The following is a 15667-nucleotide window of genomic DNA, read 5'->3' as shown; positions in this document are numbered from 1 at the left end:
TTTTGTATATATAATGAAGAGAAATATGGAATGGTATAGGAACGAACAGAATTAAAGGAAAACCCCTTGATTTGTTACCGTTTTCAGTATATAATGAAAAAGAGAAAACGTTTGCGTCGTGTAAGCGGATTAGATAGGAGAGCTTATGAAAGTAAGACAGAGTGGTGTGCTGATGCACATTTCATCATTACCAGGCAAATATGGAATTGGTTCCATGGGACAATCGGCCTATGAATTTGTTGATTTTTTGGTAAGAACTAAGCAGCGCTACTGGCAGATTTTGCCTTTGGGAACGACCAGTTATGGTGACTCGCCTTACCAGTCATTTTCAGCTTTTGCAGGGAATACTCATTTTATTGATTTCGATATATTGATTGATAAAGGCTGGCTGACAGCAGAGGATTTACACGGTGTTGACTTTGGGCAGAATCCTACAGAGGTAGATTATGCAGCCATTTTTTATGCTCGCCGTCCATTACTGGAGAAGGCAGTTGTCAACATGAAGGCACAAGGCTTGCCAGAAGATTACTGGATGTTCTTAGGGGAGAATGACTTTTGGATTCATACCTTTGCGGAGTATATGGCTATAAAAGAGCATTTTGATCTCAAACCTTGGACAGAGTGGGAAGATCAAGGGGCGCGCTTACGTTACCACGATACCTTGGAATATTATCGTCACTTGTTGGCAGATCGAATTGATTATCACCGCATTACACAATATTTATTCTTTTCACAATGGAAGGCTTTAAAGGCTTATGCCAATGCCAAAGGTGTTGAGTTTGTTGGGGATATGCCGATTTATATCGCGGCTGATTCTGCCGATATGTGGGCTAATCCACATTTCTTTAAAACGGATGAAGAAGGCAAACCGAGTGTGGTTGCAGGATGCCCACCAGATGCCTTTTCGGAAATTGGTCAGCTTTGGGGCAATCCGATTTATGATTGGGAAGCGATGAAGCATGACGGATTTACTTGGTGGGTTGCTCGTTTACGTGAATCATTTAAGATATACGATATGGTACGTATCGACCACTTTATCGGCTTTGCCTCCTTCTGGGAAATTCCAGCGGGGGAAGAAACGGCGGTCAATGGTTACCGTGTGGAAGCACCAGGTTTCGAACTCTTTGAAACCATCAAGTACCACTTGGGCGATCTGAATATTATCGCGGAAGATTTGGGAACAGTGACAGATAAGGTCATTCAATTGCGTGAAAGGACTGGTTTCCCAGGCATGAAAGTCTTGCAGTTTGCTTTTGATCCAGAAGGAGACAGCATTGAAATGCCGCATAACCATCCTAATAATGTGGTGGCATATACGGGAACCCATGACAATGATACGATTCTTGGCTGGTACGAAAATGAAACAACGAAAGAATCGCGTGCATTCTTAGATAAGTACAGCAATCGTCGTGAGGATGAAGGGGTTAGCCATGCCATGTTCCGTTTGCTTTTCGGTTCACCTGCCTTTATGGCGGTGGCTACTATGCAGGACTTGCTCGGCTTGGATGGATCAGCTCGTATGAATCTGCCAAACACCCTTGGTGGCAACTGGACCTGGCGGATGACTGCTGACCAGCTCACCCCTGCCATTGAGGCGGAATTGCTTGATTTGACAGTGACCTACCGCCGTGAGAATGCCATTGTCAAAGCGAAAAAACAAGAAAAGACAGAAACATCAGCCTAGGCTGGTGTTTTTTGTAAAGGCTTGCAAGATGTGGTATACTGTTTAGGTAAGGATAAATAGGTGCAGTGGGGGACTGGTATGGATTTAGGACAAAAAATCGAGCAACTGAGGCTAGAAAAGGGGCTGAGCCGCCCAGATTTTTGCGGAGATGAATCAGAGTTGACGGTACGGCAATTAGCTCGGATAGAAAGTGGTCAATCGCAACCTTCTATTCCAAAGCTAGAGTACATTGCCCAGCGTTTGGGTATTCCAGCCTATAGCCTGATGCCAGACTATAAGGAATTGCCACAAGGCTATCTGGAACTCAAGTACAAGTTGCTGCGGGAGCCGATATATAATAAGGTGGAGGTGTTGGATAAACAGGATGGGTATATCGAAACCATATATAATACCTATTTTGAAGAACTACCTAAGACTGAGCAGCTTATCTGTGAGGCTATGCAGGCTATGGTTGATATGGTGCGGACCAATCAACCAGATTATGCAGTAGCTCTATTGACAGAAAACTTACCACTTCTTATGGCAAAGAAAGTGTGTGATGTCAATGACTTGATTCTTATTCGGCTCTTTTTTGTCCAGCAAACAATAGGAGAGAATACAGTCAGTAGAGTTCAAAACAACTTTGAATCTATCTCGTATTTAATGAAAAAACTAGCCAGCAGTCAGACATTTGTTCGATTAGAAGATACTTTTTATTTAAGAGATGCGATTATCTCAGGGCTTGCCTGCTTTGAACTAGTAGAATACTATGACGATGCCCCTATCTATATTGATTGTCTTCGTGGAATAATGGAAGAGACACAAGATTATCAAAAGAAACCTCTCTTGTTTATGATGGAATGGAAAGCGGCTTTGAAACTAGAGGAAGATTATGAAAAAGCTGAAAAAGTTTACCAATCAGCAAAATTGTTTGCACAGGTTATTGGTAATGACTATCTGGCACAGAAATTAGCAGAGGAGTGGCAGAAGGATTTGAAAAAATATTTATAACTATAATTTATAGGTGACATAAATGTCATCATTGAAAGACCTAAGAGATATGATTGTTCGTCTTTTAGGTCTTTTTTGATCTCTTGAATGTCTTTTTACGATTTATAGACTATTTTCGATGACATTGTCGTCATTGGTGATTTTGTAAAAAGAGGATATACTAGGCACATAAAAAGTTATATGTAAGAAGGAGATACGAGATGCTTAAATATTTTTTTGGTAAGCTAGGCGATGTTTGGTGGACAATTTAATCACTTTTAGAAAGGTTAGGAGAAAATGAGATGTATTGTTGAAAAGGTCTATATTCCATGAAAGGAAGTTATACCTAAAAAGTAAACAATAAAACAGAAAAACAAAAGGAGAAAATAGGAATGAAAAAGATAGTATTAAAAAGTTTTTTACTCATTGCGATTGTTGGTATGGGGGCTAGTGCTTCAGCGTTGACATACGATGCGTTTTTTGGGGGTGTAACAGGTGTACCTGGAAAGGGAACGACATGGGGTGAGTATACACCGAATCCTAGAACTGGACGTGCTGTTTCTGTAACTGCTGTTGGAAAAACAAGGAGGACAGATTATGGTTCGAGGGTAGATAAAGCCTATGCGTCAGTTGCACGTGCTATGAGAGGGAATCGTTCTTATTGGAATTATAGATAATCTTGTAGAAAATGGAGGGGACTACATATTAAGTAGTCCTTTTAAAAATATGAAAAAAATTTATCGTCTATTATTGTTGTTTAGCGTTCTCAGTGTATTTTATTTGGCACAAAAAGTATTAGAAAATCATATTAAGAATAGCCTACCTGATGTACAGGTATATATTGAGGTAGTAGAGTGGAATCAAAATCGTAGTACTGATTCAGTTTTTAGCGATCTTGATCAATATGCTGAAGAAAATAACCTGCAATTTCATAGAGTGATGACAGAAATAGATTCAAAAGGCGAAACATCTAAGAATGTCTACACTTTTTCCAAAGGAGTAAGTAATTATTCGTATCATTTACCTTCGTTAAAAGAAAACATAAACTTTTTTGATAGCAAAGAATTGATGAACACCTCACCTATAGGTGGATATTATTTGACACAGAGTGTTCCCAAAAATATAAAATCTGACTTTGAGAAAATGGGTCTACATATTCAGGTAGAAACAATCAACATCTGGTACATCCTTTCGGAATATTTTTTCTCTGTTTATGGATTGATTTTCTTTATTTTATGGAGTATCACTTTATTATCCTATTGTTTTGTAGTTATATCAAATTTTAAAAAGATTGGTCTTTTTGAAATTCATGGACGATATCCTGTTTTAGTTGGTCTATATGGATTTGGAACAGATGTTTGCCTTCTCAGTATAATTGCATTATTCTTTGGTCTTTATCGATGGAATTTAATCACATACTTTATTGTTTGTTGGGGAGTTCTATTGGTGTTTATGATTTTTTATCAGAGCTTACTATATGGTTTATTTTCTTTCGTTGGAAGTATTGTTGAAAAATTAAAAAATAGAAGACCATATCATAAGTTATTAAGCATTAACAATCTTGCAAGATTACTTTTACTAGTTGGTCTTTCTATTGGTTTTCAATTTTCTTTTCAAGAGGTACAGAGATTTCAAAAAATAGAAGTAAATCTACAAAAGTGGCAAACGATTGGAGATTATTATCAACTTCTTTTTAATAGAGATACCACACTCTTACCTCAAGAGTTTACTGAAGACGAAGCAAGCCAAAAATTACATAGTCAACAGGTAAATAGCCTTTTACTTCCTCTTTTTAAAGCTGCAGAACAAACAGGTTCAATTTTAGCTGGTAATAATGAAGACAGAAAGAAAGCTTATTCAACAGGCTTCTATTTTGATTCACACTCATTAATGATAGTGAACCACAATTTTTTGAACAAGATACCTATTCTTGATGGTGAAGGTAATCGAATAGTAGATTTAGACAGAAGCCGTTTTTCCATTTTAGTTCCTAAAAACCTAGAAAAAGATAGGGATCAGATTTTAGAAATACTACGATATGAAATAGAATTGAATAGAGATGTTTATTCAGATATTCCTTATGATGGGGATGTTCAAATTTTATATATAGACTCTAATCAAGAGATATTCAATTTTAATGTTGAGAATTTAGAGCAAGCTTTTTCTTATAATCCTGTTATATTAGTTGTTGATTTAAATCTGTTAGCACCAGGCATAGACAACTTAATTTCAGAACTTTCCCAAGGAAACTATTTATTTTCAAATATAGAACTAGCTAAGGGCTATATTAAGGATACGGGGTTAGGTAATCAATTTGTTGGATTTTCTTCTGCCCAAAATAGTGGATTAGCTTTGTTGAAGGAAGTTCGAAATAATATTATTTTGACACTTTTAATGATTGTGTTGATGGTATTTGTTTTAATATTGGTAGAGTATTTTATTTGTCAAACATATATCGAAATTCAGAGAAAAAAGCTATTTTTAAACTACATTTTAGGGAAATCTTGGATGAATCGCCATTATATGTATCTGTTTAAGTGTCTAATGTTAAATATGATTGCATTTATCATTTTTATATACTACGGATTAAAGTGGCAAATAGCAATTATTGTATTCGGAGTTGATATATCATTTTTAGTTGGAAGTTTACTATTCAGCGAAAACAATCAGCAACTTGAGACGTTGAAGAAAGGGATATAGCAGATGAGTATTATTTCAGTTGACAACATATTTAAGTCCTTCAATGGAAGGCAAATATTTTCAGGACTCTCATTTGAAATAAATCGGCAAGAGATGGTAGCTATTGTTGGTAAAAGTGGGACAGGAAAGACAACATTACTAAATTGTATGGGATTATTGGAAAAAGTTGATTCGGGAAATATTAAGATAAATAATCAAATAATCACTTTTCGTAATAGACGACATTTTTTCAGAGATATTGCAGGGTTTCTGTTTCAAAATTTTGCCTTGCTTGAGAATGAAACTGTTCATCAAAATTTAAATTTAATTTTACGTGATACGGACAAACAGGCTCGGGCATTGGAGAAGGTGGGCCTAGATAAAAATATATTAGTTCAACCTGTATATCAATTAAGTGGTGGAGAGCAACAGCGAGTAGCTCTGGCTCGTTTGTTGCTAAAAAATCCTCAAATTATTTTTGCAGATGAACCTACTGCTTCGCTTGATAGGGAAAATGCCAAAGAAATTATTGCTTTGCTGAAAGACTTGTGTCACCAAGGTAAGACCATAATAGTTGTTACACATGATCAAACAATATTGTCTGAATTTGATAGAGTAATTGAAATAGCGAAGTTGAATAATAGTGTGTAATTGATGTGAGTTTTTATCATCAATTCTTGCGGTAGAGGTTAAAGTAGTATCTCCGATTTTTATTGTTCGATTTCTATCAACTTATCAGAAATAGAAATATATATGATAAAACCCGTGGTGCTAGTTCATTTCAAACTACAATAAAAAGCCCAAATGGACTATACTGTAAGTGACGAAACATACAGGAGGTTAGTCCAAATGAGCCACTTACAGTATACCGCTAAATCTCATCATTTGCAATGGAATGTCCGCCAATTCTCACAAATTTGTCATCACTTCTACCAAAATTATTGTCCAGATTCCTTTAAACATCGGCGAAATGTTGGCTTAGTTAAAGTTTCAGATGAATCAATCCTTGTCTTGCTCTTGTTACAAGCTGAACTAAGCATGACATCACAGCGTCATTTCTACACCATCTGCCACCTCTTTCCTTGTGGTCAGTTACTAGAAAGAAGTCGTTTCAATCGTCGGTCAAAACAATTGATTTGGCTCGTCCAATTAATCCGAAAAGCTATGAGTGACATGCTTCCATCTGATAGAGTTGCCATTTTTAAAGGATTAGACGATATTGGCTACAATGCCTCTAAACATCTTTGGTTTTACGGCTTCAAGGTTCATATGCTGGTGACCTTATCTGGTTATATTTTGAACTATGTTGTCACGCCTGCCTCTGTCCATGATATTAAGGTGGTTTATGAGCTATTAGAGGGATGTAAGCAATCGGTTATCCTAGGAGATTTAGGCTACCTGAGCAGTGAGCTCAAGAAGGACTTAGAACAAGAAGGTTACCATCTATGGACGCCATTTCGTAAAAACATGATAGGGTCCGAAGAACATAACAATTGGAAAGTAATGGCCATGAGACGAACTATTGAAACCCCGTTTTTCTGAACTGTGTCGTCTCTTTGACATCGAACATACATTAGCTAGAAGCCTAGCCGGACTACAGTTACGAATTGAACAAATTATTCTAGCTCATAACTTACGCTATTTCAAATGAACTAGCACCACGGGTATGATAAAGTTTATAGATTGTGTTGAAATTATATATTATATAGAGCGTGGAAAAGTGTATAAAATCAATGTTTTTAGCAACATGATTTATATGCTTTGTCCATGCTCATTTTAAATATATCATACTTCGTAAGTTTTGTGATGTATCATTTAACGAATGACTACTAGACATATATAAATATTTAATACTCTTCAAATATCAAAATCGGCTATTGTCAAGAGACTTGATGCTTGAAAGGCTTCAGAAGACTACTCTATATATTATATTTTAAGAGAATTACGTAATAAGTAGGATTGCTAGATGAAAACATAAAGAAATTTTTGCTGGAATCTTACAAGATTGTCATTTCTTTGTAAGGTAGAGCGATGGCTGGCTTTGTCATTATTGGATACAATGGTTGTTATAGGAAAGTTATCAATCTATTCTTGGATTGGAGGAGACGATGAAACGTTTATTTATTCTACTATCAACCTTATTGGTATCGATTTACTTGGGAATTTCCTTGGCAGGTCAGGTCAGTCTTGTGGAGTTTGGTTCCTACAAGGCAGTGGATGTCATCGGGAAAGATACCAATAGACAGACAGCCAATCGTGACCAGGTGACAGAGGTATTGACCGACTTGGCAGATGAACATAAGAGTGTGATTGCTAGACGGATTGTCGAGCCTAATGCTTCTGGGGAAACCAATTTTACCTACGCCATCTATGGTAGCGGACAGGTTCCAGAAGGTTTGACCGTTTCCTCCAAGGAAAGTGCTGAAACCAGCGACTTGGTTAGTTCTTATCTGATTGTTTCAGGAGATTTGGACAACCAAGTCTTGAAAGAAAGCTTGGAATCACTGGGTTACAGTGGCATGGTCCATCATGGCTATTCTCTTTTTAGCATCTTCCTATCCACAGTCGTTTCAGAAGTAGCCATGCTGAGTTTCTTTGTCTTTCTCTTGACCTTCATGGCTCTCACCTTAATCTATCGGATTAAGACCTTACGATTTGCAGGAATTCGTCTGATTTCAGGTGAAAGTTTCTTACAGGTGGTGGCTCGTCCTTTATGGGAGGATATTCGTCAGATTGCGATGGCTACATCGGTGGGGGCTATAATCGGACTTCTTATTCTCTATCTTCAAGCTGGATTTTTACTATCCATCTTGCAGGTCTTTTTCCTGGGGCTTTTCCTCTATGCACTGGCTCTTGCTAGTATTTCTGTCCTACTTAGCCTAGTGTATTTCCTGGGGTTGAGGCAAAATAGCTTGGTTGATTTGCTCAAGGGAAAACTTCCTCTCAAACGGATGTTGGCTATGATGATGGTTGGGCAACTTCTGGCTATTTTGGTAGTAGGTTTTAGCTCTAGCCGTCTATTGCAGGGCTATCAGGAAATTCGCTTGCTTGAACAGGCACAGGAAGAATGGGCATTGAGAGATGACTATTACAAATCTGTTTTTAGTTACAGCTCTGCTATGATGTCTGAAGAGGAAGTCGCCCAGCAGAATAAAAAGTGGCGGGAGTTTGCCAAGGGACAGCTAGAATCTGGGTCGGCTCTATTTGTCAAAAGCAATGTAGACCAGTATCTCTTTGGTAGCGAGGTGGACCCAGAGGGCAATCGCCTGACGGATTATAGTCCTCGTGGCAATGTCCTATATGTAACGCCAGCATATCTGACCGAGCAGAAGGTGGCAGTGGATACCGCATTCTTGGAGAAGATGAATCACTTGACTTTAGGGGAATATGGCTTGATTTTGCCAGAGCGCTTGCGACATCAAGCGAAGCAAGTAGAGGAGATGTTTCAGGCAGAATTAGAAGGATTTTCTCGTGAAAGCTTGGAAATAAGTAGCCAGCAGTTATTTGAAACCAAGGTCAGTCTGACTTATACAGATAGCGGTCACCAGCGCTTCCTCTATAATGATGGTGAGCGTAGCCAGCTTCAGTATCTGACAGATCCGATTATAGTTGTCTTGACTCCCGAGTCCACAGGTGCAACACCGATTTCAGATATGTTCTGGGGAACCAGTGTTGATATGGGGATGAAGTTTAAGGATTATCAGGCTACGATTGAAGCCATGAAGGAACAAGGTGTGTATAACTGGGTGTCATATCTGGTCAATCATCGCTTGACTTTTGTCGGTGTCTTGAACACCAAGCGGACAGAGTTTTATTCGTTACTCATTGGCACTGTCTTGACTTTAGCAACGGCTATTTTGCTCTTTGATGCCATGAACTTACTCTATTTTGAGCAATTCAGACGGGAAATCTTTATCAAGCGCTTGGCAGGAATGACTTTCCGTGAGCTTCATGGACAGTATCTCTTGGGACAACTAGGGGTATTCCTAGTAGGCTTGCTTGCATCAGTTTGGTTGACAAGCGATCTTGTTATGAGCAGTTTGGCAGTGGGCTTGCTTGCTATCAATGCCATGGTGATATTGAAACTGCAAGATAAAAAGGAACAAACTGCCAATGTCGCAGTATTGAAAGGACAATAAGATGATTGAGATTCAGGGATTGAAAAAGAGTTTTGAACAACGGGTGATTTTTTCAGATTTGAATATGAAACTTGAAAAAGGGAAAATATATGCCTTGATTGGTAAAAGTGGTAGTGGCAAGACGACCTTGTTGAATATGCTGGCCAAGCTGGAAGCTACTGATGGTGGGCGGATTATGTATCAGGGACAGGATTTGTCCACCTTATCTTCGCAGGTTTTCTTTCGGCAGGAGATGGGCTATCTGTTTCAACATTTTGGCTTGTTGGAAAATCAGTCCATCAGAGAGAATTTGGACTTGGGATTTGTTGGGCAGAAGCTATCAAAAGCTGAGCGCCTGCAAAGGCAGTTGGTGGCTATGGAACAGGTCAATCTGGGCTATTTAGATATGAATAAACCTGTCTATACTCTATCAGGTGGAGAGGCGCAAAGGGTTGCCCTAGCCAAATTGATTTTAAAAAATCCTCCCTTGATTTTAGCGGATGAACCAACCGCTGCACTTGACCCCAAAAATTCTGAAGAGGTCATGCAGCTCTTGACAGAACTAAAAAATGACAAGCGTGTGATTGTCATTGCGACCCACAATCCTGCTATTTGGGAAAAAGCAGATGTGGTAATTGATATGAAGGAGATTGGACATGGATAATAAATTTAGGTATTATCGCAATCCAGACTATACGATCGGACGTAGAAAGATGGATATGCTGGTCATTGAAAATTTAACGGATAAGTTGATGTTGTATCAAGTTCGGGTAAATGGGTATTTGCTGGACTTTGTCAGTGCGGAGGGCCGAGTAATCAGACGTTATAGACTGAAGGATTTGCCCTTGGATGTCGAATTAACCGTGGCAGATGTAGAAGACGATGTGGATTTGACCTTACCGGAAAATCAAACCTACCGCCAATTTGACTTTTTCCAAAATCTTACCTCTAAATAAAAATCATCTCCTCTAAGTATAACTTAGAGGAGCCTTTGTTATCTCTGTTTACGGACATAGAGCCAGTAGGAAATCCAGTAGTAGATTGTGTAGGCTAGCATGGCGACTAAAGACCAGGAGCCGATAGTAATTATGATAGCCGCTAAACTAGGAAATAAGAGCTTTGCTAGTAAATAGAAGAGGAGATACAGGAAACAGTATTGCCAGTAGTATTTTTTGAAATGTTTCATCACTTTTCCTCCTTGCTACTTTTCTTTATTATAGCATTTTAATATACATTTATCAACTTGTTCACAAAATCACATTGACAAAGCATGGTTTTTGGAGTAGAATAAGACTAAAATTAGGAGGTGCTTATATGAAAAGACCGATTCATTTGTATATTTTTGTTGTACTGTCATCTATTGCGAGCGTATTGCGTGGCTTTAATATATTTTTTGCGAAGTACGATGAGGCTGTTGTGCGTCAATTGTTGCAGAATTTTAATGTTGAGGGGATTGATGAGGCATATTTTACCTACATGAGAGAATCTATCAATTTCCAGACGAATCTTGTCAATAAGGTATTTGCAGTTGTGTTATTACTTGCTGTGATTGCGACGATTGTGCTGCTTTTCCTTAAGAAAAATGAGCAGGCTTCTTATACCTACCTGGGTTATCTTTTTGTAACTCTCCTATTTTCGACCTACGCTTTTATTGGTGAGAAAGGGTTGAGTCAAATTTATACTGATTCAGTTATGCGTCAGTCAGTAGAGGCGCAGGCAATGATGAATTATATTATTCGAGTTGTCCTATTTGCCATCTATTTTGGGGTAACTATTTTCTTCCATCTGCGCAAGCCAAAAGAGAAACCAAGTACAGCTATCAATTCTACTGATATTTAATCATCTAAAAAACTGCATGGTGTATAGTGAACCTGCAGTTTCTTTTGTTTTATGGGATGGCGATGTAGCGACGGGCTCCTGAATAGCTGACATAGCTGATCCACTGGCGTCCTTCGGATGTGACAACTCGGTCATAGCGGACAGAAGAACCAGCACCGTAGTAGGTGATTTCACTTGCGGACTGGCTAGGGCGATTGCGGACAATGGCTTTGCTCTTGAAATAATAGGTACCCGATGCTGGTAAATTACTGTTTGTTTGATTGGTTTGTTGAGATATTGCTGTTAGTTGAGTTGTAGTTCCAGTAATGAATTCGAGTTTGTTTGAGGAATCTGTGTAATAGACATGGATGTGGTAGAGTCCTCGGTCATTTTTATGTTTACTTGCTTGAACGTTTACCTTGTAGCTGCCATCGCTTTGTCGCTGAGCAGGATACCAGATGATATCATCTTGCCCATTATTATCTGACCAAATTGGAATAGATACTGATTTGATAGTCTTGGGAGATTTTACATTGGTGACGATAACTTCAAAACTACCCTCTGCTTGATTGATATTTGTAATGTGGATTGTTCCTTGAGGTTTTGTAGGAGTTGATACAATTGGCTGCTGTGGTGCAGGGGAGGACTGTACCTGTTTGATAGGAATGTAGCGTCTTTGACCACTATAGCTGACATAGCTAATCCACTGGTAGCCGTCAGCTGTTAGAACCTGGTCGTAGCGTACGCTCTCACCAGCATAATAGTAATCCAAGGTTGTGCTAGATTGTTTGGCTTCATTTTTAATTGGTGCTTGCTGGGTAAAGGTATAGGTACCACTGTTTGCTAAGCCAGATGTGTGCGTCTGAGTAGGTGCAGGACTGGTCTGACTGACAGGAGAGCCAGCTAGGTCCTTGAAGTGAATATAGCCACTGACAGAGTTCTTATGGATCAGACGGCGATTGTAGGTGTATCGAGTACCGTAGTTGTATTCTTCGATTTCGACCATGTCACCTTGGATGCTAGATACCCAGGCAACGTGCATAGGAGAGGTCCACCAAGCCACTGCTCCTATGGCAGGGTTCATATCCACTCGGTAACCCTCTCGTCGAGCTCTATGTCCCCAGACATCCGCATTACCGTAAGCTGGTGGGATTTCAAAACCGTTGACTTTACTGAGTCGAAAGGCTACAAAGGAGGTGCACTGGCGTGTGTAGAGTCTCCAAGGGTCAATAGCGTCAACCGCTGTATAAGGATAATCATCCCCCAAGGCACTGGTGGAGCTAGAGCGCGTGCTAGTGGTGCGAGCCTGGGTGGTCAGTCGATTTCTGTTGGTGTTGGTTTGTGTTTGGGTGTTTGTTTTTTGGGAAATAGCAGAGCTACTTGTTGATGAAGTATTAGTTTGAATTTGGTTGGTACTTGTTTGTCTAGTCTGGTTTTGACTTTGCTGTGAGGAAGGTGTTGTTTGTTGAGAACGTGTTTGACTAGCTGGACTAGTTGATGGTGTAGTGGTTTGGATTGGTTGAATTGCTGACGTTGTTGTACCCGTAACGTTTTTTTCTTGCGATATTTGTTCTGTATTGGACTTAGTGGATGGTGTAGTGTTTGTTTGGTTTGTACTAGATTGACTAACTTGATTGTTTTTTTGTTCAGTAGTGCTATTTGTTGTTTGGGCTATAGTTGGGCTTGTAGATGGATTAGTTGTCGTATTGGCACTAGCTACTGGAGCAGCTGCCAGACAGGCATAGGCTAGTAGGACAGAAGCGGCACCGAGAGAATAGGTGCGGATAGAAAAACGAGGTTGGTTTGCTGTAAGTGATGTTTTTGTCATTCAGACTCCTTTGATGATTTTTTGTAGGGGTCTTAGAACCTGTATTCACAAGTAAAGTGCTTTTAGATAAGAGATAGTTTTTCGCTAATCAAGGCAGTTTTTTGAGGGAATACTGACTGTATTTTGAAAAAAACGAACGATGAGTAACTGGAAAACTAGCCTTAGGTGAACGTGCTGAACTGTGAATACAGGTTCTTACTCCCCCTCGCTAAATCTATTCGCAAGAAGTTGGATAATTTTTTGGCATTTTATATTTGTTTTCTGAAATTGATAAATTATCGCAAACGAAAAATCCTCAACCAGTAGGATTGAGGATAGTTTAGTATTACATTTTTTCTGGTGCTTTTACGCCGAGAAGACGTAGAGCTTCTTTGAGGACAAGTCCTGTTGCGTAGGCAAGTGCTAGACGGCTGTCACGCTCTGGGCTTTCATCCAAGATACGAGTGTGTGCGTAGTACTTGTTGAAGGCTTGCGCCAGGTTGATAGCATATTTAGCAATGAGGGATGGGTCAAATTTATCACCAGCACGTTCTACAACGTTTGAGAAGTTTTGGATGTGCTTGATGATGTCCCAGCTTTCTGCATCAGCCAGTTTGTAGTCATTTTCTGCGCTTGGTACAAAGTTGGCTTTGCGCAGGATAGACTGGATGCGGGCGTATGCGTATTGTACATAAGGACCTGTTTCGCCTTCGAAGGAAACCATAGCTTCTAGGTCGAAGTCGTAGCCGTTGTCACGGTCGGTTTTGAGGTCGTAGAACTTAACAGCGCCGACACCAACTGCGTGTGCCACTTCTTCCTTGTTTTCAAGGTCAGGGTTTTTAGCTTCGATTTGAGTAAGGGCGCGTGAAATGGCTTCGTCCAGCGTTGGCTCGAGTAGGATGATATTGCCTTTACGAGTGGATAGCTTTTTCTTGTCCTTGGTAACCAGACCGAAGGTGATATGGGTCATATCGTCGCTCCAGTCGAAATCCATTTCTTTCAAGACAGCCTTGAGCTGTTTGAAGTGGTTGATTTGCTCCTGGCCAACGACATAGATGCTTTTCACAAAGTCGTAAGTGCGTTTGCGGTACATAGCTGTTGCCATATCACGTGTGATGTAAAGTGTTGCACCGTCTGTTTTCATGATGAGGGCTGGTGGCAGATTGTAGCTTTCAAGGTCAACGATTTTGGCACCTTTAGACTCTTGAAGAAGTCCTTTTTCTTCTAAGATTTGGATACCTTCGTCCATCTTATCGTTGTAGAAGGCTTCGCCATTATAGCTGTCGAATGTTACGCCGAGTTTGTCGTAGATGCGGTTGAATTCGACCAAGCTTTCATCACGGAACCATTGCCACAATTCATGCGCTTCTGGGTCGCCGTCTTCCAATTTTTTGAACCATTGGCGTGCTTCTTCGTCCAACTCAGGTTTTTCTTCCGCCTCAGCATTGATACGGACATAGAGTTTGAGCAATTCCGAAATAGGATCTGCTTCGACCGCAGCTTTATCTCCCCAAAGTTTGTAGGCAACAATCAACATACCAAATTGTTTACCCCAGTCCCCCAAGTGGTTGATGCGGATTGGCTTGTAGCCAAGCTTTTCGTGGATGTTAGCAAGGGCATCACCGATAACGGTTGAGCGCAAATGTCCAACTGAGAATGGTTTAGCAATGTTTGGGCTAGACATGTCGATGGTTACATTGCGTCCTTGACCAATGTTGAGTTTACCGTATTGGTCTTTTTCAGTAATAACATCTGTCAAGACTTGGTGGGAAATCGCAGCCTTGTCCAAGAAGAAGTTGACGTAAGGACCGGTAGCTACAACCTTCTCAAAGCCAGTTGTATCGAGTTTTTCAACGATGTCCGCTGCGATAGCCTGTGGAGCCTTGCGTTCCACTTTAGCAAGTGAGAAGGCTGGGAAGGCAATATCGCCCATTTCTGATGATTTTGGTTTTTCTAGCAGATTGTAGATAGCTTCCACTTCCAAACTCGGAAGGATGGCAGCCAATCTTTCTGCAATCACTTGTTTTTGATTCATATAGGATTTCCTCCAAAGTTATTGATTCTATTTTAACACATTTCTAGGCTAATAGCGGGGAAAAGTGTTATAATATTTCTATAAATATACATTTTGAGGTAAAATGATGAATAAAGCAGGACGACATGATTTAATAAAGGCCATGATTCGTCAAGAAAAAATAGGGCGACAAACGGATATTCAGCAAGGTTTGGAGGCTCGAGGGGTAGTGGTAACCCAGACAACCTTGTCTCGTGATTTACGTGAGTTGGGAGTGATAAAAATTCATGAAAATGGGCGTTCATTTTATTCCTTAGCTATCGAAGAAGAGCGCGTGAATTTTATCCAATTATTGGCACAATATGCGTATAAAGTAGATAGGGCTAGTTTTATTCTGGTCCTTCATTCAGAACTGGGAGAAGCGGCCTTGATGGCCAATATTATCGATGCTGAAAAGCCAAAGTCGATTTTAGGAACCTTGGCAGGTGCAGATACCTTGTTGGTCATTTGTCGAGACGAGGAGGCTGCCAAACAGGTTGAGGCTGAAATAAATTATTACTTGAATTAGAATTGAGAGA

The 15667-nt window shown here is 39.8% G+C and carries 13 protein-coding genes and 1 pseudogene; 11 read left to right on the top strand and 3 right to left on the bottom strand.

Annotated elements, in window-relative coordinates:
• Positions 1 to 145: 145 nt before the first annotated feature.
• The 9 genes and pseudogenes from malQ (at position 146) to PHA78_RS12110 (ending at position 10406) form a co-directional block, all read left to right on the top strand.
• Positions 146 to 1684: a 4-alpha-glucanotransferase gene (malQ, locus tag PHA78_RS12150; protein ID WP_272158289.1), complete on the top strand. Its 1539-nt coding sequence runs from the start codon at positions 146 to 148 to the stop codon at positions 1682 to 1684.
• 78 nt (positions 1685 to 1762) lie between these two features.
• Positions 1763 to 2674, top strand: a complete 912-nt coding sequence (locus PHA78_RS12145) for a helix-turn-helix domain-containing protein (RefSeq protein WP_272158287.1) — start codon at positions 1763 to 1765, stop codon at positions 2672 to 2674.
• Between the two features lie 371 nt (positions 2675 to 3045).
• Positions 3046 to 3330: a hypothetical protein gene (locus PHA78_RS12140; protein WP_172061260.1), complete on the top strand. Its 285-nt coding sequence runs from the start codon at positions 3046 to 3048 to the stop codon at positions 3328 to 3330.
• Positions 3331 to 3379: 49 nt separating this feature from the next.
• Entirely contained in the window at positions 3380 to 5353 is a 1974-nt protein-coding gene (locus PHA78_RS12135) for a hypothetical protein (protein WP_272158283.1), read from the top strand.
• A gap of 3 nt (positions 5354 to 5356) precedes the next feature.
• Positions 5357 to 5983, top strand: coding sequence for an ATP-binding cassette domain-containing protein (locus tag PHA78_RS12130; protein ID WP_172102474.1), 627 nt, complete (start codon positions 5357 to 5359; stop codon positions 5981 to 5983).
• 198 nt (positions 5984 to 6181) lie between these two features.
• Positions 6182 to 6983: pseudogene (locus PHA78_RS12125) on the top strand (IS982 family transposase).
• A gap of 457 nt (positions 6984 to 7440) precedes the next feature.
• Positions 7441 to 9471, top strand: a complete 2031-nt coding sequence (locus PHA78_RS12120) for a bacteriocin-associated integral membrane family protein (RefSeq protein ID WP_272158280.1) — start codon at positions 7441 to 7443, stop codon at positions 9469 to 9471.
• Position 9472: 1 nt separating this feature from the next.
• Positions 9473 to 10114, top strand: a complete 642-nt coding sequence (locus PHA78_RS12115; RefSeq protein ID WP_024376021.1) for an ABC transporter ATP-binding protein — start codon at positions 9473 to 9475, stop codon at positions 10112 to 10114.
• Entirely contained in the window at positions 10107 to 10406 is a 300-nt protein-coding gene (locus tag PHA78_RS12110) for a hypothetical protein (RefSeq protein WP_024376022.1), read from the top strand. The genes PHA78_RS12115 and PHA78_RS12110 overlap by 8 nt, the downstream gene beginning before the upstream one ends.
• Before the next feature lie 38 nt (positions 10407 to 10444).
• Here the strand turns inward: PHA78_RS12110 and PHA78_RS12105 are convergent, their stop codons facing one another.
• Entirely contained in the window at positions 10445 to 10636 is a 192-nt protein-coding gene (locus tag PHA78_RS12105) for a hypothetical protein (RefSeq protein ID WP_024376023.1), read from the bottom strand.
• Positions 10637 to 10764: 128 nt separating this feature from the next.
• On the opposite strand from PHA78_RS12105, the gene PHA78_RS12100 reads away from it, so the two are divergent.
• Positions 10765 to 11289, top strand: a complete 525-nt coding sequence (locus PHA78_RS12100) for an ABC transporter permease (protein ID WP_002941931.1) — start codon at positions 10765 to 10767, stop codon at positions 11287 to 11289.
• Between the two features lie 49 nt (positions 11290 to 11338).
• On the opposite strand, the gene PHA78_RS12095 is transcribed toward PHA78_RS12100, so the two are convergent.
• Positions 11339 to 13096, bottom strand: coding sequence for an SH3 domain-containing protein (locus tag PHA78_RS12095; RefSeq protein ID WP_272158271.1), 1758 nt, complete (start codon positions 13094 to 13096; stop codon positions 11339 to 11341).
• 325 nt (positions 13097 to 13421) lie between these two features.
• Positions 13422 to 15110, bottom strand: coding sequence for an arginine--tRNA ligase (argS, locus tag PHA78_RS12090; protein WP_024376208.1), 1689 nt, complete (start codon positions 15108 to 15110; stop codon positions 13422 to 13424).
• A 106-nt stretch (positions 15111 to 15216) separates the two neighbouring features.
• Between argS and argR the strand changes: the two genes are divergently transcribed.
• Positions 15217 to 15657, top strand: a complete 441-nt coding sequence (gene argR / locus PHA78_RS12085) for an arginine repressor (protein WP_099806952.1) — start codon at positions 15217 to 15219, stop codon at positions 15655 to 15657.
• Positions 15658 to 15667 lie beyond the last annotated feature (10 nt).

The sequence above is a fragment of the Streptococcus sp. HN38 genome, from assembly GCF_028335765.1.
Lineage (GTDB): Bacteria > Bacillota > Bacilli > Lactobacillales > Streptococcaceae > Streptococcus > Streptococcus suis_P.
Note: the sequence above shows the minus strand (reverse complement) of the source record. Positions and strands in the feature narration are given on the sequence as shown.